We start from the raw sequence: 20,551 nt of genomic DNA on the forward strand, positions 1-20,551 counted from the left end.
GCTCTTCCGCTGCCTTTCGCCACCCAGCAGAATCAAAAACATGGCCGAACACATCACAGTCAACCCAGCTCAACTATCCGCCTTAAGCCGCTCCTACCAGCAGATTTCCACTCGTATTGATGGTCTTTCCACCATCGTCGCAGCTGCCCCGGGAAGTGCCGACCTCACCTCTGCCCTGCCCGGCTCACGGATCGTCCCCGCTGCCTCCACTACTTGTGGGAAGTGGTCAGAATCATTACTTGCCGCGTGCACAAGCGTCGACGTTATTGCGCAGGCTGCCGATGCCCTCGCGGTCAGCGCTCTCGCGCATGAGCATGACCAGTCCGCCGCCTTGGAAAAGCCGTCATGGTCACGGTAGGCGAAGCGCTGCTGTGGCGTGTGGATTCGCTGGAGATTCTCGCCCGGGTGCTGCGTTCCGGGGCGCGCGCCCTCGCCGATTCCGCCGACAGTTCCCAGGGCGCACTCGAGGTACTTTCAGAGGATGACTTCGCCGGCGACAACCGCAGCGCCGCCGAGGCTTCCGTCACCGACAGCTCCACGCGTCTGCGCCGGAGCAGCGTCGCGCTCGAACGTCTCGCCGCCTGCTGCAGCGATACCGCCGCCATGCTTAGCGACGTCATCCGCGAACTTACCGACGCGGTAAACCAGGCAACCAACCTGGGGTTTCAGGTGAATCTGGTTTCTGGTGCGGTGACTCCGCCGGAGGGCATGCTGTCTACGATTGCGCGCAGCCTCGTTCATCCCAAAATTCCTTCCGGGCCTTTCACCATGGCCGAATGGCGTGCAACCTCGCAGCTTCGGATTCAGTCGGCCTTGGCTGAGCTCAACCGACTCGATGAGAAGGCGGCGGGCGCAATCTCAGCTCTTTCACCAATGGTGGCAAGCGGAGCTAACGGCTCGGGTAGATTGCAGCCATCGCAAGCTGGCAGTGGTACTGGCATCACTAGCGACAAAGGGATTGACAGTCGTTGGGACTTGGAATTTGAGAGCGATTTGGCTGGGGCGTATTCGAGTAGCCCGCTATCTGAGGTAGATGCCGCCATGTCCGCTCGCGCCCGGGCTTTGGGGCTGCCTCCCGGACAACTATTGGAGTCCTCGCCTGGACATTCTGCGATTGCGTTCGGTGACGTTGAGCGAGCATCGACTGTGATTACCCTCGTCCCTGGCACCAGTTCTAGCGCGGAGGACGCTAACAGACAGTTCGAGCGCGTAGCTGCGATCATCCACGCCACCGGTGAAGATCCGGAAGACGTGGCAGTGGTGTTGTTTTCCTACGACGCACCACCCGACCTCCATAAGGCCATGCGCACCGAGTATCACAATTTTGCCGCAGAGCGGCTGCAGCACTTGCAGGCCGGTTTGATTGAGCGTTCCGGTGGTGTCGATAGTGGCGACACTGCGATTGCCGGCGGTGTTACTAGCCACGGCACGACTTCGAATCAGGAGGTCTCCGGTAATCCAAGCAACGCCGCTGCTCAAGCCGCTACCCATTCCCAAACCCAGCCTCCTACTCAGCGGCATATTGTCGCCGGCTATAGCTATGGGGCGACGGTGGTCTCGCAGGCTTCCCTTGGTAGTGGCCTCTACGCGGATAGGGTGCTGCTCATAGCTCCGCCAGGTGTTGGCCCTGGACTGGAGCGTGCAAACGACATGAAACTGCTCAGGCCGGACGGTACAGCCCGACCCGAATATGAAAATAGCCACCGTGTGGCGGTGGCGACGTCCCCGATGGACCCCATTCGTATTCCTGCCGAACTGGGGATTCATGGGAAAAACCCGGCGGATAAAGACTTCGGCGCGTACACACTCAACCTGAGTGAGCGTGGCCTGTCCATGCGGGACTTGACTGAATTCATGGTCACCCCCGTGCAGGATATTCCTCAAAAGTATCGGCACGTCCAGGGCAACCCACACATCGAACACTACTTTGACGATGAAGTTTTCACCCGCGAGACCAACCGGTGGCTAACTGATAGCTGACCGGTTGACCCAGCTCAACGAGCACGAATCCACGGCCCAAATTAATAGTCCAAGAGAAAACGGACTAACCAGCCAACGCTGCTTAGTCCGTTCAATCAGCCGTGTGGGTTATCCTTCCCCTCTACGGTCATCTCTGTGCCTGCGCCGCGTGCGTGGCTCCCACATCACTACGGCCGTAGAGCGCGGAACATGAACCAGTTCGCCACGCGAGCGGCGAGCCTGTGCCTTTGCCTGGTAGAGCTGCTCTCGCAGTTCTGCATTTTCCTGCTCGAGCGAATCCACCCGCTCAGTCAGGTCGATGATGGCCTTAATACCGGCCAGGTTGACGCCGTCTTCCTGACTCAGACGCTGAATCTCACGCAGCAGCGCCACATCGCGTTTGGTGTAGCGCCGACCTCCGCCGGAGGTGCGCTGCGGAGTTACCAACCCGAGTCGGTCATAATTACGTAGCGTCTGCGCATGCATGCCGGCGAGATTCGCGGCTACGGATATGACATAGACCTCAGTGTTGTCGGACATTACTTCGCACCTGCCCAACCCTCACGAGGATTGAACCCGCTAGCACGCTCCGCTTCGACGTAGGAGCGCAATGCCGAAGTGGCATTGTCATCCAAATTGGTCGGTACCTTCACGCGCACGGTCACTAGCAGATCACCCGGAGTGCCATTGCGCTTTGGGATACCCCGACCGCGCACACGCAATGTTCGGCCATCGGCTGTGCCAGCCGGCACACGCACGCGAATCTTGTCACCCAACGTCGGCACAGTAATGGTGCCGCCGAGTGCGAGTTCGCCGAAGCTCACCGGCACCGTGACCTCAAGGTCATTGCCGCTGCGGGTGAAGACTTCATCCGGGCGAACATGAACGGTGACAAAGAGGTCACCGGCCGGACGCCCCCGCAGTCCCGCTTCACCTTGCCCAGCAAGACGAACCTTCTGGCCGTCCACCACACCTGCGGGGACACGAACGGTGATGGTACGACGGCGGGTGGTCACACCGGTGCCGTTACACTGCGAGCAGGGATTCTCAATGCGAGTTCCCTGGCCACCACAGTCCGCACACGGGCTGGAGAAGCCGAAGGCCCCCTTTTGCTCCTTGACATACCCCGAACCGTGACAGGTGGTACACGTCACCGGTGAGGTTCCCGGCGCTGCACCCGAACCATTGCAGTTCGTGCATGGCGACGGGTTGGTGAGCTGCAGCGGGATGGTGACACCTTGGGCAGCCTCGCGGAAATCGAGCGTAATCTCTGTCTCCACATCCGCACCACGGCGGGCCTTCTGCCGCCCGGCAGCACCAGCACCACCATTGCGGTTTACGAAGCCGCCCAGGAAATCACCTAGGCCACCTGCACCACCAGCATTGCCACCGAATCCGGCACCTCCGCCGAAGAGATCCGACACGTCGAAGTCGAATCCACGTCCACCGGCAGCACCGGCTCCGCCGGCACCTGCGGCACCGGGGAATCGGAAACCACCTGCGAGCGCTGCACGCAGCTCATCGTATTCGCGGCGCTTGTCCTCGTCACCGACCACCGAGTAAGCCTCGGAGATTCGCTTGAACTTATCTTCAGCAGCCTTGTTGCCCGGGTTCTTATCCGGGTGGTTCTCCCGGGCTAACTTGCGGTAGGCCTTTTTAATCTCGTCGAGTGACGCAGACTTAGAGACGCCCAAGTCAGCGTAATAGTCCTTATCTGCCCATTCCCGTTGCGTCATGGTGCATCTCCTCCTTTCAAAAAACTAATTCAAAGAAATCTGCGTCACTTGTGTCTCCGCTACTGCGGATCGCCGATGATTACCATCGCCGTACGGATGACACGGTCATTAATGCGGTAGCCCTTGCGCAGCACATTGGCTAGAACCTTGTCATCCCCTTCGGAGAGATCCTGGACAGCCTCGTGGATGTCCGGGTCGAATTCCTCTCCTGCAGCACCAAACTCCTCAACACCCTGTGCGGTCAGCACACCGCGGAACTTATCCGCGAAAGCCTTCAGCGGGGTGCCGTCTGCCAAGTCACCGTGCTCTTCAGCCCGGTCGAGGTCATCAGCCAAAACCAGCAGTTCTCCGGCCAGCTTTGCCTTTGCCTGTACACGCTCGGCCTCACGGTCTCGGTCAACTCGACGACGGTAGTTTGCGAACTCCGCCGACAGGCGCTGCAGGTCGTCCGTACGCTCATCCAACTCACGCTGGATGGCTGCAACTGGGTCTGCAGCTTCCTCCGCGGCGGTGTCGCCGGCGGCATTTTCGGTCGCCGGCTCCACGTCGTCGTCAAGCTTGGCCTGCTCGAAGACCTCGTTGACCTGATCGGCCAGGTTGGCCGGCTCCTCCGGGGTGGGCTGGTTTCCCTGATCCTGGTCAGTCATTCTTACTTGTCCTTCTCATCCTCGTCGACGACCTCAGCGTCAACGACGTTGTCGTCAGCGTCAGCGGCCTCAGCACCCTCGGCTGCGGTTGCACCCTCAGCTGCCTGAGCCTCGTAGATAGCCTTACCCATCTCCTGGCTCTCGGTAGACAGCTTCTCGACGGCGGACTTGATGGCCTCGATGTCGGAGCCCTTCAGAGCCTCGTCGACTTCCTTGGCAGCCTCTTCAACGCGGTCGCGGATGTCCTGGGAGACCTTGTCCTCGTTCTCCGATGCGAACTTGCGGGTCTGGTAAGCCATGGACTCAGCCGAGTTGCGGACTTCCTGCTCCTCGCGGCGCTTCTTGTCCTCGTCAGCGTGCTTCTCAGCATCCTTAATCATCTGGTCGATCTCCTCCTTGGAGAGGCCGGAGCCGTCCTGGATGGTGATCGTGTTTTCCTTACCAGTGCCCTTGTCCTTAGCGGTGACGTGGACAATGCCGTTGGCGTCGATGTCGAAGGTGACCTCAATCTGCGGGACACCACGCGGTGCCGGAGCGATTCCGCCCAGCTCGAAGGAGCCCAGCAGCTTGTTGGCAGCAGCCATCTCACGCTCACCCTGGAAGACCTGAATCTGAACGCTCGGCTGGTTGTCTTCAGCAGTGGTGAAGGTCTCCGAACGCTTGGTCGGGATAGTGGTGTTGCGCTCAATCAGCTTGGTCATGACACCGCCCTTGGTCTCAATACCCAGCGACAGCGGGGTGACGTCGAGCAGCAGCACGTCCTTGACCTCACCGCGCAGAACGCCGGCCTGCAGAGCAGCACCAACTGCGACAACCTCATCCGGGTTAACGCCCTTGTTCGGCTCACGACCACCGGTCAGTTCCTTGACCAGCTCAGAGACTGCCGGCATACGGGTGGAACCACCGACCAGCACGACGTGGTCAATGTCGGAAACCGGAACATCAGCGTCAGAAATAACCTGCTGGAAAGGCTTACGAGTGCGGTCAAGCAGATCGGAGGTGATGCGCTGGAACTCAGTACGAGACAGGGTCTCGTCCAGGAACAGCGGGTTCTTGTCAGCATCAACGGTGATGTACGGCAGGTTGATAGATGCCTGCTGCGAGGAGGACAGCTCAATCTTGGCCTTCTCAGCAGCCTCACGCAGACGCTGCAGAGCCATCTTGTCCTTGGTCAGGTCAATTCCGTTGCTGGACTGGAACTTCTCAACCAACCAGTCAACGATGCGCTGATCCCAGTCATCGCCACCGAGCTTGTTGTCACCAGCGGTTGCGCGAACCTCAACAACACCATCGCCAATCTCCAGCAGGGAGACATCGAAGGTACCGCCACCGAGGTCGAAGACCAGAATGGTCTGCTCCTTGTCGGACTTCTCCAGGCCGTAAGCAAGTGCAGCAGCAGTCGGCTCATTAACAATGCGCAGAACGTTCAGGCCAGCAATCTGACCTGCTTCCTTGGTTGCCTGACGCTCGGCGTCGTTGAAGTAAGCCGGAACGGTAATAACCGCATCAGTGACGTCGTCGCCCAGGTAAGACTCAGCGTCGCGCTTCAGCTTCATCAGCGTACGAGCGGAAATCTCCTGCGGGGTGTACTTCTTGTCATCGATCTCGATGCTCCAGTCAGTACCCATGTGGCGCTTGACCGAACGAATAGTGCGATCAACGTTGGTGACAGCCTGGTTCTTAGCGGACTGGCCAACCAGAACCTCACCATTCTTTGCAAATGCAACCACCGACGGAGTGGTGCGCGAACCCTCAGCGTTCGCAATCACCTGAGCCTCGCCGCCCTCGAGGACGGAGACACAGGAGTTCGTCGTACCCAAGTCAATACCAACAGCGCGTCCCATGATGAACACCTTTCTAGAAGAGTAAAAGAATTGCCCTTAAGTCTTACGCGCTCAAGTCTGCATTGCCGTAGAAAATCTGTCAAGCAAACTTGAGTGTGTCCGACTCAATGTTTGTCATGCTGTGCAACGGACTGTACAGCAAAGTTATTCCCACCCGACTCAACTTTTCTAGAAGATTTACCATCAACGCAGGTCAACGCAATAAAAGATTTTTCAATTTGCTTAACGACGGCACCCTTTTGCCAGTCTTCCCCGCCACACATAGGTAGCTCTTCCCGTTTTCAGGCTCTCCTTTAGCCCACCACCGTGAGACCAAACTGAGCCAACAGCGGCTGCAACGCAGTCGCTCCCGAGTTCGTGGCATCTTCCGTAAACATGTACGCGGTAATCCCCACCGCATAAATCTTGGTTGAATCCGATGGATCCACGGCCCAGATTGCACCACCGGAATCACCATGATCAACGATGCCGTCATAGGAAAAGGCCACACCACTTTCCACCGAACGGAATTGACCGCAGGAAATACCGGTGCGGTAACCAAGTCGACAAATCATCGGCTGCGTCGCAGTAAGCCAGTCGAGGTCAGCCGATCCAACCACTTGCACCCCTTCAATCGGCGGAGTACCGGTGACAAATTCGGGGTTAACGGTCAGTTCGATTAACGCGTGATCAACACCTGCTACAACATTGTCAAACTGACTCCAGACAAATTCTCCGACCTGGTACGTCTCGCCCTCGGAATCTTCGATGTACACCAAATCCCCTTCGTCACCGCAGTGCCCTGCAGTGGCCATATAATGCCGATTTGGTTCAGCTTCGTTGAACACCCACCAGCCAAAGGAACACTCCGAGGCAGTGCCATCTCCATGAAGAACGGAGTACTTTCCGCCGGGCATGATGCTGCCCACATTTTCCAGGAACTCCCAGCCTTCACTGCTGTGCATAATCTGGCGCTGAGAGTTGTCATTCTGATTGAGAGGGTTGGACGCGACACTGCGCTGAGCATCACGATTGCCGCCGATAGCTGAGGCATCCAATGCGTCGGCCACGTTTGACGACGGTGCCTGCGTTGCGATGCCACTCTCGCCCATTTCAGCAGCCCCCGTTGAGTGGGTTGAGTGGTCAGCCGCGCTAGCGACATCCTGCGCTGAATCAACTACCTCACCACACGCGGTCAGCGACACCAACGCAGCACCTACAGCAGCCAACACACTAGCGCGCAGCTTTCGGCGAGCATTGCCGTTGCTACGAGATTTATTGCCGCTGTTTCGATCAGCCGTGTCAAAGGAGGTACCGAAATTTTCAGATTCGGTGAAATTACCAGACAGACGCTTAGCCATTTTTATCTCCTGCTGCTCAGTAGGCGCTTTGCATTCCGCATGGGCGCTTTGCATTTCACTGACTTAGAGTCCGCAGGAGGCCAAAAGGTTCAAAAATTTGAAATTTTCTCCCCTGGGGTAGCCAAAAGGTTAAAGCAGAGAATTGAAAACCAAGCAGAGGTAACAAGCTAAATTTGTGAGTGCTTCCGCGGTTACCAGCTCATCCATGCCAGCCCCTGCAACGACTAACCCGCATTTACCGTAATTAATTAGTTTCGTCGTTGCTCTGAGCCAGCGTCAATCAGCTTTTGGAAACTCCGAAAATGCATTTCCGACATGCCTTAGGCAGGTCGAGCCACGTACTCGTTCCATATTTTTCGTATACAAGGAGTTTTTCGTGCCTCAGAATGCACAACGACACCATTTCCCCTTTTTCCGTGGGCTCGCAGTAGCGTCGGCAAGCGCCGCACTAACCGTCGCCTTCCCTGCCATTGCATCCGCACATGTGCATGCAACCCCATCGTCTGCCCCGATTGGCGGCTACGTGGATCTAGCTTTCGGGGTCGGCCATGGCTGCGACGGTTCGCCAACGACGAAGATAGAGTTCACCGTCCCGGAGGAGTTCGAAAAGGTTACGCCGAACGTGAACGCGAACTGGGATATCACGAAGGAGTCGACTGGTTCCGGTGAAAATGAAAAGGTGCAGAAGGTCATCTACACCGCAAAGACGCCACTGCCGTCCGACCTGAAGGATTCGCTGACACTCAGCGTGAAAGTGACTAATGACGCAAAACCGTCGACGGTTGAGGTGCCGACACTGCAGACCTGTGAAAAAGGGTCGATGAACTGGGCTGAAAAGGACCACGATAGCGATTACCCGGTCCCAACCGTGGAGCTGATTGAGAAGTCGGAAGACGATGAACATAGCCACGGTCACGACCACAGTCACAGTCATGACCACGGCAATAATCACGGCACCAGCGAGACAGAGCACAGCGATAACCACTCGGGTGACATCGAACATTCCGCAGCTGCTACCAGCGAGGATTCGAGCAGCACGCTTGGCAGCTGGGGCCTGGGATTCGGCCTAGTGGGCGCGCTGACTGGCATTGCTGCATTGGTAATTTCACTGCGCAAGCGAGTTTAAATCGCTTTGACATTTCTTGAACAGTTTTCCCGCCTTCACCCGGCACGGACGAACCATTGAAGTTTTGAAACGGTTTTCTAAGCCAATAAGGATTCAAGGACCTGGTTTCCGATAGTTAATTGGAACCAGGCCCTTTCGTCATTCGGCGACCAAACACCCTCCGCTAGAAAGCTGCCGGCTCTCCGGTCCAACCCATGAGGAGCAGCTCAACCTAGCGGGCGAGTCACTGGAGAATGGTCAAATTAAACTGCTTAATCAACGGAGATAGAGCTGCAGCACCATTTGAAATTGCGTCATGAGAGAAGCCGTAACTTGTCATCCCCACTGCATAAATCCGGTTTGGGTTTTCTGGATCCACAGCCCAAACTGCCCCGCCAGAATCGCCATGGTCCGAAATATTTCCGAAGCCGAACATGTAACTCCCCACAGTCTCTTTGTAGGGGCCGCATGAAAGCCCACTACGGTACCCAAGACGGCAAATACGAGGTTGTTCTTGCTCGAGCCATTGAGGACTTGCCCAGCCAGCTAACTCCGCCCCCTTGAGCATGGGAGTGCCGTAAACATTCTTAGGGTTAACAGTCAACTCAATCAATGCATGATCTGTCCGGTTGTTCTTAGCCTCCGGGTCATACGACCTCCAGACAAATTGTCCGACTTTATAGAACTTCCCTTTTTCATCCTCTACGTATACGTTGTCTCCCTTGTTCCCGCAGTGCCCAGCACTTGTAATGTAGTGCCGCCGAGGTTCATCCTTGTTGTATACCCACCACGCAAAGGAACAAGATGAAGTCGAATCATCAGCACCCTTCACAAGAAAACGAGCTCCCGGCGCAATAAGCGCTGAGTTTTCGAGGAACTCCCATCCTTGACTATTGCGGTAGATTTTCTCATTCTCTGGATTACTAGGCTTCAGCTTGGTCGAACCATCACCCATCCCCTCAACATCGGTGCCCGATTCCGCTGAACCGGTGTCCGATTTATCGGAACTATCATCGGGTTTTTCCATCCCCGAACTGGGCGCACTAGTCGAAGATTGGCTGTCATCACCCTGAGATTGCCCTGCACTTTCTTCCTGCGAAGTTGATGTTGAAGAGCTTTCTCCGCCCCCCAAAGCGTTTTTCAAAGAATCTGCATCACATGCAGTCAGCCCCACTGCCAGCAAAGCCGCAATTGTTGAAGCCCAAACTCGTTGCTTGAATGACTTGACCCTCTTACCGTTTCCCTCGGTAACCAAACCGACACTCGATGATGTAAGCGAGCGTGTCTCCATTTCCGGATTCATATCAATACTCCTGTGGCGCTTAGTCATTTCACTCGATGGACCCCACATATGCCCGCGGATGCAAACTTTTGCGTAGGTTTTCGGTCATCTGATGAGCTTTTGTCGCGATTGGACTGTTAGCTTCGTCGTAAGTATAAGAAGAAACCTTCCATTTGGCATCAAAAGGTAAATAAGTTTTCAGCACTCTCTTATAACGTCGTTACTCCAGCTCCGCCCATAAGACGCCACAAAAAGATTCCCGACCACGCTGACCTATCCTGCCGCCGCTGTCCCATCCAGGAAAACACCGATGTAATCGCCGTAAAGCTCCACCCGAATCTGGTCTCACGGGTAACCTCGCTTACAACCTGATTTCTATTACCGCTTTGGAGACACGAATATGTCCGATTACGAAAACATCCTCACCGAAACCCGAGGTCGCGTCGGTATTATTACCCTGAACCGTCCGAAGGCGCTGAACGCCCTGAACCACAAGACTATGGAAGAGATCGGCGCAGCAGCCACCGCTTTCGACAACGATGCAGGCATTGGCGCGATTATCATCACCGGCTCGGAGAAGGCGTTTGCTGCAGGTGCGGACATTAAGGAGATGGCGGACAAGTCCGGCACCGAGATGTACGTCTCTGACTGGTTCGCACGTTGGGATGTCCTGACTTCCGTCCGCACTCCAGTTATCGCCGCCGTCAACGGCTACGCACTGGGCGGTGGCTGCGAGGTCGCCATGATGGCGGACTTCATCATCGCTGGCGCTAAAGCCAAGTTCGGCCAGCCTGAGGTTAACCTCGGCATCTCTCCGGGTATGGGCGGCTCGCAGCGTCTCACCCGCGCAATTGGCAAGGCTAAGGCAATGGAGATGTGCCTCACCGGCCGTATGATGGGCGCCGAAGAAGCTGAGTGTGCAGGTCTGGTCGCCCGCGTCGTCGAGCCGGAGGCGCTTCTCGACGAGGCCTTGAAAGTCGCCGACACCATTGCGTCGAAGTCGCTGGTTGCCACTACCCAGATTAAGGAACAAATCAACCAGGCCTACGAAATGACGCTGTCGCAGGGACTGCTCTTTGAGCGTCGCACCTTCCACTCCCTGTTCTCCTCCAATGACCAGAAGGAAGGCATGGCCGCTTTCACCGAAAAGCGTGAGGCAAACTTCACCAATTCCTAGAAACTGCTAGTTCACAGTCGACGGGACAGCCAGCCACAGAGCAGAGTCGTCGGCAGCAGAATAGGTGTCGCGTGCGCGTGGTGTGTGCGTTGGAGAAGTCACAATGACAGCGGCACGAACGCCGCTGGTTCCCGATTCCGCAAGGTATGCAGTGCCAGCCGCATTTTCAACAGTGGAGTCTGAGTTTGTTTCCATCGTGATTCGCCGCTTCCATACCCCCATGGACGCAAGCGCATCACGCATGTACTCAGCCTCAGTCTGACAATCCGGCTGAGTACGACCACCCGTGACGACGACCGGGTTAAGCGGATGACGCAGCGCCAGCGAACGTGCAGTTTCCAATCGGGACGTCAATACAGCAGGAGCACTGCAGTCGGGATTGAGACGGGCTCCGAGCACAATAATCGGCACCTGAGGGTCAAGTAGCGCAGTCTCCGCAGCTGCACGTCCGACCGGGGAAACCACCACTGGAGTCACAAGCGAGCTATTGAACGCCTTGACTGCGACCGCACTGACCGGATTGGCGTTTGCCACTGCGCCCGAACCAAAGACCGCACTCGCAGTAAGAATAAGGCCTGCTCCAGCCATAGCGATTGCACGGAAAGATCGCACCATTAAAGTCCCTCTCAAGGAAAAGTGGCACGGAGAAATCCATACCCCACATGCCATTTAAAATCAGGCGGATAAATCCGCAATATCACGCTACTAATACTAGGTACTACACAAAATGGCGCCTACATAAGAGTTACGCCGGGGGTGGCCAGGAACTCTCCTCGCCACCAAATTAGCACGCTTCCTACCAGGCCAATTGCGGACATAGAGGCTTTTAAATCCACTTGGGATTCATAAAAGTCGGTTACATTTAATGACTTTTTCGTTAACTGCCAGCAAATCCTGGGCCCCAATAGCGAACTATCTACCAAAACACAGGTTCAGAAGTAACTATTGTTATTTATGTTAAGAATGTAACGCACGTGAATACATGTCTGCTTCAATCTATTTTCAAAGACCAACACGCCACCGGCCCCCCTCTCCGCCTCGAAACACAGCCCCGCCCCTGCGCTCCGGCGCTACCCCCACAATGTGTCCGCAAAACATCGAATCGACAACACTCGACAACTGCCCACACGCAACACCGCTACCACTTCCGCCCATAAAAGCGTGACGACGAAAGTGCCTCGCGCCGTCGTCAAGCGAAGACGTTGCCCCTCGAATCCTTCCCGAATAAAACAACGATTTTTTTGCGTAATTCACCAAATAACCGCTGGTTACACCATGTATCGATGAATTCAGCACTATTTTGCACATTAGTTAGGTAAGCGTCCGCGGCTCGTGATAGAACTCACAAGAGAACTATTTTCACTCAGCCATCACCCTGGCTGAGCCAGCCTAGAAGGAACATTATGAGCGTGCTCAACCTCGCCGCAGCGACGGCTGACACGGCGATTCCGGAATCTACCGGATTCACCGTCGCAGTCGGCGTTATTGGCGTCCTGTTGTCCCTGCCCTGCTGGTTCATCTTTATCAAGGGATTCACCCATATGGTGAAGACCATCATGGTGGGCCAAAAGACATACGGTCACACCGGTGAATGGGGAACCCGTATTTGGACCATGATCCGAGAGATCGTCGGTCACACCAAGATGGCCAAGAAGCCCGGCGTTGCTGTGGCTCACTGGTTCGTCATGGTGGGCTTCCTCCTCGGCTCCCTGGTGTGGTTCGAGGCTTACATTCAGACCTTTTGGCCAGCCGGTGGTTGGCCAATCCTCAGGAATCTGACAGCCTGGCACTTCATCGACGAACTGCTCGGCCTGGGCACCACCCTGGGTATCCTGGCACTGATTCTCGTCCGCCAGACCAACCTGGGCAAGGAACGCCTGAGCCGCTTCTACGGCTCCAACGCTGGTGCAGCCTACTTCGTCGAGGCTGTCGTCCTCATCGAGGGCCTGGGCATGATGTTCGTCAAGGCTGCCAAGCTGGCTACCTACGGCGACTCCCATCACGCCGAGGTCTGGAACTGGGCGAACTTCGTCACCGGCGGTATCGCACAGATTCTGCCGGCCTCCGAAGTCATGGTGTCCATCTTCGCGCTGATTAAGCTGCTGTCCGGTATGGTCTGGCTCTTCGTTGTTGGCCGCAACCTGACTTGGGGTGTCGCATGGCACCGCTTCCTGGCATTCGCCAACATCCTGCTCAAGCGCAACGCTGATGGCTACAACGCCCTCGCTAGTGCTAAGCCGATGACCTCTAACGGCGAGATTTTGAATCTGGAAGAGGCTGACCCAGAAGTTGACTCCATGGGTACCGGTGTGGTCACCGACCACTCCTGGAAGGCTCTGCTGGACTTCACCTCTTGTACTGAGTGTGGTCGCTGCCAGGAGCAGTGCCCGGCATGGAACACTTCCAAGCCACTGTCCCCGAAGCTGCTGGTTAACCAGCTGCGTGACCACGCTTACGCTTCTGCCCCGTACCTGCTGGCTGGCGAGACCATCGAAACCGCTCGCGAGGGCGAAGGCGCTGGCGCAGCACTCCTGACCAAGCCGCTGGTTGGCGACGGTGACGAAGGCGTCATCGATCAGGATGTCCTGTGGTCTTGCACCAACTGTGGTGCCTGTGTCGAGCAGTGCCCGGTTGATATTGAGCACATCGACCACATCGTCGATATGCGCCGCTACCAGGTTCTGGTCGAGTCGGACTTCCCGACCGAATTGGCTGGCCTGTTCAAGAACCTCGAGACCAAGGGCAACCCGTGGGGTCAGAACGCTTCCACTCGTGCCGACTGGATTAACGAGGTCCGCAAGGAAGGCGTCGTCGTCCCGATTTGGGGCGAAGATGTCGAGAGCTTCGACGACACCGAATACCTGTTCTGGGTCGGTTGCGCCGGTGCTTACGACGACAATGCGAAGAAGACCACCAAGGCTGTTGCAGAGATGCTCTACACCGCTGGTGTGAAGTTCGCTGTGCTCTCCCAGGCTGAGGGTTGTACTGGTGACTCCGCTCGCCGTGCTGGCAACGAGTTCCTGTTCCAGATGCTGGCAGAGCAGAACATCGAACAGCTCGATGAGGTCTTCGACGGTGTCCCGCCGAAGCAGCGCAAGATTGTCGTCACCTGTGCGCACTGCTTCAACACCTTCAAGAACGAGTACCCAGAGCTGGGCGGACAGTACGAAGTTGTCCACCACACCCAGCTGCTGAACAAGCTGGTCCGCGCTAACCGCCTGCAGCCGGTTGCTTCCGGCCAGGGCCGCCAGGTCACCTACCACGACCCATGCTTCCTGGGCCGCCACAACAAGGTCTTCGAGGCTCCGCGTGAGCTGATTGGTGCGTCCGGCGCTAACCTCGTCGAAATGCCGCGCAACAAGAACACCGGCTTCTGCTGTGGTGCTGGTGGCGCGCGTATGTGGATGGAAGAAACCATCGGTCAGCGCATCAACGTCAACCGCACCGAAGAGGCTGTCGGCACTGGCGCTGAGGCAATTGCCATCGGCTGCCCGTTCTGTAAGACGATGATGAATGACGGTGTCAACAACGTCATCGAGGACGACGAGAAGAAGCCGGAAGTCCTGGACATCGCCCAGATGCTCCGCGACTCTGTGAAGGTCGACGGCGAGCTGCCACAGGCACGTGAGCCGGAGTGGATTGAGCAGCCAGAGCGTGGCTGGGTCGATCCGAAGAAGGCTGAAGAGGAAGAGCGTCAGCGCCTCGAGGCAGAGGAAGCTAAGCGCAAGAAGGCCGAGGCTGCCGAGAAGAAGAAGGCAGAAAAGGCTGCTGCTGCCGGCGCTGGTGCCGCAGCTGCTGGTGCTGCTGCAGGCGCTGCCGCCAAGGGCGGCGCTCCGACCCCGGGTGGTGCCAAGAAGGGTGCTCCAGCTCCAGGTGGCGCTCCAAAGCCTGGCGGCGCTAAGAGCGGCGCACCGACTCCGGGTGGCGCCAAGAAGGGTGCTCCAGCTCCAGGTGGCGCACCGACTCCGGGTGGTGCCAAGGGCGGCGCTCCGACCCCAGGTGGCGCTCCAAAGCCTGGCGGCGCTAAGGCCGGCGCACCGACCCCAGGTGGCGCCAAGAAGGGCGCTCCAGCTCCAGGTGGCGCACCGAAGCCTGGCGGCGCTAAGGCCGGCGCACCGGTTCCAGGTGGTGCCAAGAAGGGCGCTCCAGTTCCGGGTGGCGCCAAGGCTGCTAAGCCGGCCGCGCAGGCAGAGCCAGCAGCTGCGGAAACCGAAGCTCCGGCTGAGACCCCGAAGGCAACCAAGGGCGCACCGATTCCGGGTGGCGCACGCAAGGGCGCCCCTGTCCCAGGTGGCGCTAAGAAGGCAGCTCCAGCCGCCAAGCCGAAGGCCGAGGAAACCGCTCCTTCTGAGGACACCGCTGCTGAGGTTACGGCCACCAAGTCCGAGCAGCCAGCAGCTGAGCAGCCGAAGACCGCATCCGGTGCTCCGGTTCCGGGCGGCGCACGCAAGGGCGCTCCGATTCCGGGTGGCGCACGCAAGGCCAAGCCAGTCGCTAGCGCCCCTGCCCCGGCAGTCGAGGAAACCGAAGCTCAGGAGGCTCCGGCGCAGCCAGAGGCAGAGGAGGCTTCTGCTCAGCCAGAGGTTACCGAACAGCAGTCGGCGGAAGATGCTACTTCCACCGAGCAGGCCGCTGAGACCCCTGCCGAGGAGACGCAGGCACCGTCGGCAAGCGCTAAGAACCTTCCGCGCAACCAGCACGGAGTTCCGCTGCCAGGATCGGCGCGACGTAAGTAACGCTCGCTAAGTAAGCCAGAATCCGCCCGAGAGGTTATTCATCCCGGGCGGATTTTTTGTGCTTTACGACGCCCGTGCGCCACGGCATTAATCATGCAGATGGCACTCTCAACCGCACTGACAATATATTTATTACTGCATCCCGTTAGAGATGACCGCGTTGTGGTGTGGAAAGAGGTCTTGGCGTAGTGATTAAGAAATCGCTGTCACAGATAAGAGACTTTCTGAGGACTCCGGGGTCAGTGGAGATGGTCATTGCGCTGATCCTCACTGCTCTCGATGCGCTAATTTTCCGCGAGAGCAACTCTGATCTATTGTTGCCAACCATTATCGGTGGCCTTCAGGTCATTCTTGTTGCAGTGGCGACGTATTTGCCGCTCTTTGCCATGGTGGTTGTCCCAGCGAATTTCTTGGCGTTGACTTTCCTTCCTACAGAGCAGGCTCCAATGCAGATTTTCTGCGCGCTTCTCATCGTGGAAGTGATGCGTGCTAACAACAACAAGATGCCGGCGAGAATCACTGCGTTGCTCTTGTTGGTGATTTCAAACTACGACGTAAACACAAGTACTTTCGCGCGCGACCACGTCGCGACCTTTGTGACAACGCTGCTTTTTGTAATTGCCTACGCCATCGGCATGATGCGCAGTCGCTACAAAGAGCAACGCCGGCAGGCAACGATTGAATCTAACCGTGCCCTGGAAGAACAACGCCTTGAGTTAGCGACCGTACTGCACGACTCCACCGCCAAGTCCTTTACTCGCGTAACCATGCTGGCGCAGGCGCTCGCCATCGAGCGAGAAGGGACAGATGAAAAGCTTGAAGAATCCCTGGAGGACATCGCAGAAACCTCCCGAGAAGGTCTACTACAGCTTCGCCAGTTGCTTTCACTACTGAAATCCGCTGACGAAGAAAGCTCTTTGACCTCGGCCATTGGCCAAGATGAGCGAGTTCCTAGCATGAACAGGGTGCTCCAACAGGCCAAGGATGAACTGCAGGAGGCTGGGTTTAACGTTTCGCTGGCCACGAGGATTGAGACCGAGCCCTCTTTGACGCAGATTTCAGAAGTTATCTCGCCGGCGCTGTCGGAGTTCTGCACGAATATTCAGAAGTACGGCGAGCCGCAAACGAACGTCCACATTCTGGCGCTGGGCAATGAGGAGGATGGCTTCACGCTCGACATCAGCAATCAGATATCGAAGGCGCTACCGCATTTTCTGCCGCGGGCGATGCTCTCGAGCGGTTTGGGGCTTTCCTCACTGCATCGGCGAGTGCGACCGTGGGACGGTTCCATCACGTCGGAACGAGAAGGAAATGTGTGGAATACCAAACTCCACATGCCACCTACCAACCAGTAGGTTACGCTAGCGTAAGATTGGCGTAGTAGCCGCCTGTGACGAAGATATCTCTCGAAAAGTCCTGGTTAGCGTAGTAATATCACACGATGACAGATATTGTTCGGTTTTTATAACTTCTATGAAAGGTTCGCGGATGTCTGACATTAAGGTTCTCATTGTCGACGACGACCCACTCGTACTCTCGACGCTGCGAACCTATTTCAAGAAGGCACCGCATATCACCGTGGTCGATGAAGCCAGCGACGGACACGAGGCTCTCAACATCATTGCCCGCGGTGGCATTGACGTAGTTTTGACCGATATTCACATGCCCAACATGGACGGCGTTGAACTGCTCGAGCGGATTAAGAAGGTGGAGAATCCACCGAAATTCATCGCTATCACCTCATTCGATACCGATGAAACAATGCTGAAAATCCTGAGTCTCGGCGGAAACGGTTACATTCTCAAAACCGCCCGCCCGGAATCCGTCATTGGCACCGTTGAAGATGTCTTCCAGGGCGGCACCGTCATCTCCCCGATTTCTGCGACTCGGCTGATTAAAACGCTGCCGTCCCGCAACATTTCCTCGTACAAGATCACTCATGCCGAGCGAGAGGTTCTCGGCCTGATCTGTCGCGGTAAGTCGAACCACGACATCGCCAAGGAACTCGGCAAGTCACCGGGCACTATCAAGAAGCACCTCTCCAGCATGTTCAATAAGTTCGGGGCTACCTCACGCCTGGACTTGGCTCTGAAAGCAATAGACGCAGGCTTCCAGCCTCCGGCATCCGCTACCGCAGAGTAGCAACAGCGGAATAGCAAAACACCGGAGTAGCAAAAGGGGCCTATTCACTTTCGTGAATAGGCCCCTTTTACCCGTGCTGAGTGTGGAGAGAGAACTGTGTAACTACTGAATGGTCACCTCGACATGTCGCTCACGCGGAGCCACGCCGAAGTAGCTGCGCCCAATAGGCTGCCACGTCTTCGAGTTGGCGTTGCAGCGGACTGTCTGTCCGGCGAACTCGTCAACCAGGAACCCCCAGCTCAGACGACCAGTTTCACCCTTGCGTACTTCGTATGGTCCAATCTTCTGCCCGAGGCTCCAAACCATCTCTCGGGAGTATTCCCAGGAGTACTTGCGGTTGAGCTCCTTGCTGACCTTCACGCTGACAGAGATATTGGTCCACCACTTCTTGGTCTTGGACTCCTTAATGGTCTGCGTCAGCGGAATCGGCTCATCACCGATGTCATTCTTCGTAGAAACAACGCCCTCAACGTCGTAGCGAGAGCCGGTGATTTCCACGAACTCAGCCACCGAACCCGGAGCTTCACAAGTGGTTCCCGGTGCCGGACCGCGGTCAACTGCCGCTGGCTTGGGCACTGGCACCCACTCCTCCGGCGCGAACGGTTCACCGGCTCCTGGATTCGGGGCGGCCACTGCTGTCGGAGCGCCGAGTCCGAGCGCAAAGACCGTCGTCAAGCACATGGCGACAACACGCTTTTTCATAACTGCTCCTAGTCGTTAATCGTGGCGGATGCCGGGCCGCCGTCACCGGAGTTACCACTGACAGGCGCCCACTGCTGACGGTGCTCACCCTCCTTGGTGGTCTTGTGCCAGACCACGAAGCGAGTCGACGGCCCCTTGCCGTTGTACTCACCGAAGTAGGGCTCACCGCGCCACAGGCCGGTCTTCTGGTCACAGGTGCGAACACGGCCAATGAAGGACTTCATGTGCACGCCGTAGTCTGCGCGAACGGTCTCACCAGGGTTGACGGTCACCGGACCCAGCTTGTCGCCAACAGACCACTGACTGACCTCGACGATGCCGTACTTGTTCTTCACCCCGTGGAGGAACACGTCCCACATATTTCCGGAGCTCATGGCCTTCACGGACTCGTTGACCCCCTCTGTCACCTCGAGGGTGTACTGAATCGGGCGGTCAGTGCGGTTGGTGAATGAGTTAGTGCCGTTGTAGCGGTCCCATTCGTCGGTAATCCACTGTTCCCAGGGGTGACGCTTGGCATCCTTGACCGGGTCACATTTATCCGTATTGGTGAAACCGGTGTGGTGCTCATCTTGGTCAGGGGTCTGAGTCAGCGGAGTCGCCGCGACCTGTCCGACGATGCCTGGTGCAAGAAGACTTGCACCCATCACCGCGCAGGCCAGGGCCTTCTTTTTCAGGCTCAACATGGAGAAACTTCCTTCTGCTTCGAGGTCTTAAAGAGGCTCAGCCCGTCTTAGACGGCGTACTCCTTGACCTGCGGAGCAGCACCGTCCACGGAGCGATCAGCTTCGTTGGCGCGCATGGAAACGCGAATGTGACGCTCCTTCGGGATGGTGCCCCAGTACGGACGACCTGCGTCAATCCACTTTCCGCCCTTGCAGGTCAGGTGAGTACCTTCGAAGGACTGGTTCAGGAAGCCATACTCCAGAACACCGGTGTAGCCAGGCTTGACCGGGTACGGGCCGAGGGTCTGGCCAACTTCCCAGGTCTGAGTGGACTGGTAGCCGGCGCTGAAGGTGACGTGGAAGAGCTTGAGCAGGTCGAAGTCGACCGAACCGCCGACGTTCCAGGACTTGGTCTTGCCCTCCTTGAGGGTCTGGGTCAGCGGCAGGTCGGTATCGCCGTAGTTAGCGACGGTGGCGGTACCTTCGACCTCGAACTTCGAGCCGGTGATCTTCAGGGACTGGCCGGACTGGCCTTCAACGGAGCAGGTGCCACCGACGGTGCCCGGGGTGGGGGCTGGGGCAGCTTCGGCCATCGGGGCGACAGCCAGCGAGGACATGGTAACCAGGGCTGCAATGGAGCCGGAGAGCAGGGTCTTCTTCACGGCGAAATCCTTTCAGGGCGTGACGAGCAACTCGTAAGGAAATACTTGAACTAACACCTGCTAAGGTAAGTCGAAATTCAGCCTTTTGTAATGGAAAATTTTCGACTCGCTTTACGACGGCCACAGCGATTATCCACATAGTAAAAATGGAATCCCACCGATTTCTGCCTTGCGAAAATACGATATATAACAGCGTGTGACCAGTGATTATGAGCGCCACAATAAGATTTCAGCGATTAATTTAATCGCATTAGAACTACGCCTTTTGAACCAATTCAAAAATTCCTCTGTCAGCCACTTGGTATTGGGCAATCAACATTTCGGCCACTGACCCACCTACATAAAGACACCATCAGGTAGCCGTTTGGCCACCCCTAGGAGCGGGCACGGGGGAGGGCCTCCGCACTTCACACCCTTGACTGAATAGTTATGATTTCTTTATCAATTACCGACGAGCCTCAACAGTCAACAAAGCCCTGACACTTTGCCGAGGCAGAAATCTTTCGGAGTACCACCTAATGTTTGGACGCACTTCTGTTCTTGCTACCACCATTACA

The 20,551-nt window shown here is 56.9% G+C and carries 17 protein-coding genes; 7 read left to right on the forward strand and 10 right to left on the reverse strand.

Features of this window, described 5'->3' with window-relative positions; genetic code table 11:
• Positions 1-40 precede the first annotated feature (40 nt).
• Both HMPREF2708_RS10900 and HMPREF2708_RS06065 read left to right on the forward strand, forming a co-directional pair.
• Entirely contained in the window at positions 41-358 is a 318-nt protein-coding gene (locus HMPREF2708_RS10900) for a hypothetical protein (RefSeq protein ID WP_083321884.1), read from the forward strand.
• Positions 346-1,980, forward strand: coding sequence for an alpha/beta hydrolase (locus tag HMPREF2708_RS06065; RefSeq protein WP_070833496.1), 1,635 nt, complete (start codon positions 346-348; stop codon positions 1,978-1,980). The genes HMPREF2708_RS10900 and HMPREF2708_RS06065 overlap by 13 nt, the downstream gene beginning before the upstream one ends.
• A 108-nt stretch (positions 1,981-2,088) precedes the next feature.
• Here HMPREF2708_RS06065 and HMPREF2708_RS06070 read toward each other — a convergent pair whose 3' ends face one another.
• From HMPREF2708_RS06070 to HMPREF2708_RS06090, 5 genes are all read right to left on the reverse strand, one after another.
• The gene (locus HMPREF2708_RS06070; RefSeq protein ID WP_070833497.1) at positions 2,089-2,499 is read right to left on the reverse strand and encodes a heat shock protein transcriptional repressor HspR; all 411 of its coding nucleotides are present in this window, start codon (positions 2,497-2,499) and stop codon (positions 2,089-2,091) included.
• The gene (gene dnaJ / locus HMPREF2708_RS06075) at positions 2,499-3,695 is read right to left on the reverse strand and encodes a molecular chaperone DnaJ (RefSeq protein WP_070652745.1); all 1,197 of its coding nucleotides are present in this window, start codon (positions 3,693-3,695) and stop codon (positions 2,499-2,501) included. Before dnaJ ends, HMPREF2708_RS06070 begins: the two co-directional genes overlap by 1 nt.
• Before the next feature lie 59 nt (positions 3,696-3,754).
• Positions 3,755-4,342: a nucleotide exchange factor GrpE gene (gene grpE, locus HMPREF2708_RS06080; RefSeq protein ID WP_070833498.1), complete on the reverse strand. Its 588-nt coding sequence runs from the start codon at positions 4,340-4,342 to the stop codon at positions 3,755-3,757.
• Positions 4,343-4,344: 2 nt separating this feature from the next.
• On the reverse strand, positions 4,345-6,186 hold the full coding sequence (dnaK, locus tag HMPREF2708_RS06085; protein WP_070833499.1) for a molecular chaperone DnaK: 1,842 nt from the start codon (positions 6,184-6,186) through the stop codon (positions 4,345-4,347).
• 293 nt (positions 6,187-6,479) lie between these two features.
• The gene (locus HMPREF2708_RS06090) at positions 6,480-7,526 is read right to left on the reverse strand and encodes a chymotrypsin family serine protease (protein WP_070833500.1); all 1,047 of its coding nucleotides are present in this window, start codon (positions 7,524-7,526) and stop codon (positions 6,480-6,482) included.
• A gap of 376 nt (positions 7,527-7,902) precedes the next feature.
• Between HMPREF2708_RS06090 and HMPREF2708_RS06095 the strand changes: the two genes are divergently transcribed.
• Complete coding sequence (locus HMPREF2708_RS06095; RefSeq protein WP_070833501.1) at positions 7,903-8,652, forward strand: YcnI family protein; 750 nt, start codon at positions 7,903-7,905, stop codon at positions 8,650-8,652.
• A gap of 223 nt (positions 8,653-8,875) precedes the next feature.
• Here the strand turns inward: HMPREF2708_RS06095 and HMPREF2708_RS06100 are convergent, their stop codons facing one another.
• On the reverse strand, positions 8,876-9,934 hold the full coding sequence (locus HMPREF2708_RS06100; protein WP_070833502.1) for a chymotrypsin family serine protease: 1,059 nt from the start codon (positions 9,932-9,934) through the stop codon (positions 8,876-8,878).
• Between the two features lie 379 nt (positions 9,935-10,313).
• Between HMPREF2708_RS06100 and HMPREF2708_RS06105 the strand changes: the two genes are divergently transcribed.
• Complete coding sequence (locus tag HMPREF2708_RS06105) at positions 10,314-11,090, forward strand: enoyl-CoA hydratase (protein ID WP_070833503.1); 777 nt, start codon at positions 10,314-10,316, stop codon at positions 11,088-11,090.
• A gap of 6 nt (positions 11,091-11,096) precedes the next feature.
• Here the strand turns inward: HMPREF2708_RS06105 and HMPREF2708_RS06110 are convergent, their stop codons facing one another.
• Positions 11,097-11,705, reverse strand: coding sequence for a YdcF family protein (locus tag HMPREF2708_RS06110; protein ID WP_070833504.1), 609 nt, complete (start codon positions 11,703-11,705; stop codon positions 11,097-11,099).
• 788 nt (positions 11,706-12,493) lie between these two features.
• Here HMPREF2708_RS06110 and HMPREF2708_RS06115 point away from each other — a divergent pair.
• The 3 genes from HMPREF2708_RS06115 to HMPREF2708_RS06125 all read left to right on the forward strand — a co-directional run bounded on the left by HMPREF2708_RS06115 (position 12,494) and on the right by HMPREF2708_RS06125 (position 17,968).
• Positions 12,494-15,826: a (Fe-S)-binding protein gene (locus tag HMPREF2708_RS06115; protein ID WP_070833505.1), complete on the forward strand. Its 3,333-nt coding sequence runs from the start codon at positions 12,494-12,496 to the stop codon at positions 15,824-15,826.
• A gap of 248 nt (positions 15,827-16,074) precedes the next feature.
• Positions 16,075-17,181, forward strand: coding sequence for a histidine kinase (locus HMPREF2708_RS06120; RefSeq protein ID WP_246840366.1), 1,107 nt, complete (start codon positions 16,075-16,077; stop codon positions 17,179-17,181).
• 133 nt (positions 17,182-17,314) lie between these two features.
• The gene (locus HMPREF2708_RS06125) at positions 17,315-17,968 is read left to right on the forward strand and encodes a response regulator transcription factor (protein WP_070833507.1); all 654 of its coding nucleotides are present in this window, start codon (positions 17,315-17,317) and stop codon (positions 17,966-17,968) included.
• Between the two features lie 102 nt (positions 17,969-18,070).
• Here HMPREF2708_RS06125 and HMPREF2708_RS06130 read toward each other — a convergent pair whose 3' ends face one another.
• Genes HMPREF2708_RS06130 through HMPREF2708_RS06140 form a run of 3 tightly spaced genes read right to left on the reverse strand, consistent with a single transcriptional unit; the run spans position 18,071 to position 19,994 of the window.
• Positions 18,071-18,670 carry a hypothetical protein gene (locus tag HMPREF2708_RS06130; protein ID WP_038626812.1) on the reverse strand — a complete coding sequence of 200 codons (600 nt, stop codon included), beginning with the start codon at positions 18,668-18,670 and terminating at the stop codon, positions 18,071-18,073.
• Positions 18,671-18,678: 8 nt separating this feature from the next.
• A complete protein-coding gene (locus tag HMPREF2708_RS06135; protein ID WP_016421573.1) occupies positions 18,679-19,353 on the reverse strand; it encodes a hypothetical protein in 675 nt (224 codons plus the stop codon).
• A 47-nt stretch (positions 19,354-19,400) separates the two neighbouring features.
• On the reverse strand, positions 19,401-19,994 hold the full coding sequence (locus tag HMPREF2708_RS06140) for a hypothetical protein (protein WP_016421574.1): 594 nt from the start codon (positions 19,992-19,994) through the stop codon (positions 19,401-19,403).
• Positions 19,995-20,551 lie beyond the last annotated feature (557 nt).

Origin of the sequence: Corynebacterium sp. HMSC073H12 (genome assembly GCF_001837775.1) — a bacterium.
Lineage (GTDB): Bacteria > Actinomycetota > Actinomycetes > Mycobacteriales > Mycobacteriaceae > Corynebacterium > Corynebacterium amycolatum.

What these genes read in the sequence shown, in the direction of transcription:
- HMPREF2708_RS06120 (WP_246840366.1), top strand. Translation starts at nt 16,075, where the DNA reads ATGGTCATTGCGCTGATCCTCACTGCTCTCGATGCGCTAATTTTCCGC.
- grpE (WP_070833498.1), bottom strand. Translation starts at nt 4,342, where the DNA reads ATGACTGACCAGGATCAGGGAAACCAGCCCACCCCGGAGGAGCCGGCC.
- HMPREF2708_RS06110 (WP_070833504.1), bottom strand. Translation starts at nt 11,705, where the DNA reads ATGGTGCGATCTTTCCGTGCAATCGCTATGGCTGGAGCAGGCCTTATT.
- dnaJ (WP_070652745.1), bottom strand. Translation starts at nt 3,695, where the DNA reads ATGACGCAACGGGAATGGGCAGATAAGGACTATTACGCTGACTTGGGC.
- dnaK (WP_070833499.1), bottom strand. Translation starts at nt 6,186, where the DNA reads ATGGGACGCGCTGTTGGTATTGACTTGGGTACGACGAACTCCTGTGTC.
- HMPREF2708_RS06090 (WP_070833500.1), bottom strand. Translation starts at nt 7,526, where the DNA reads ATGGCTAAGCGTCTGTCTGGTAATTTCACCGAATCTGAAAATTTCGGT.
- HMPREF2708_RS06130 (WP_038626812.1), bottom strand. Translation starts at nt 18,670, where the DNA reads ATGAAAAAGCGTGTTGTCGCCATGTGCTTGACGACGGTCTTTGCGCTC.
- HMPREF2708_RS06065 (WP_070833496.1), top strand. Translation starts at nt 346, where the DNA reads ATGGTCACGGTAGGCGAAGCGCTGCTGTGGCGTGTGGATTCGCTGGAG.
- HMPREF2708_RS10900 (WP_083321884.1), top strand. Translation starts at nt 41, where the DNA reads ATGGCCGAACACATCACAGTCAACCCAGCTCAACTATCCGCCTTAAGC.
- HMPREF2708_RS06135 (WP_016421573.1), bottom strand. Translation starts at nt 19,353, where the DNA reads ATGTTGAGCCTGAAAAAGAAGGCCCTGGCCTGCGCGGTGATGGGTGCA.
- HMPREF2708_RS06105 (WP_070833503.1), top strand. Translation starts at nt 10,314, where the DNA reads ATGTCCGATTACGAAAACATCCTCACCGAAACCCGAGGTCGCGTCGGT.
- HMPREF2708_RS06115 (WP_070833505.1), top strand. Translation starts at nt 12,494, where the DNA reads ATGAGCGTGCTCAACCTCGCCGCAGCGACGGCTGACACGGCGATTCCG.
- HMPREF2708_RS06070 (WP_070833497.1), bottom strand. Translation starts at nt 2,499, where the DNA reads ATGTCCGACAACACTGAGGTCTATGTCATATCCGTAGCCGCGAATCTC.
- HMPREF2708_RS06100 (WP_070833502.1), bottom strand. Translation starts at nt 9,934, where the DNA reads ATGAATCCGGAAATGGAGACACGCTCGCTTACATCATCGAGTGTCGGT.
- HMPREF2708_RS06125 (WP_070833507.1), top strand. Translation starts at nt 17,315, where the DNA reads ATGTCTGACATTAAGGTTCTCATTGTCGACGACGACCCACTCGTACTC.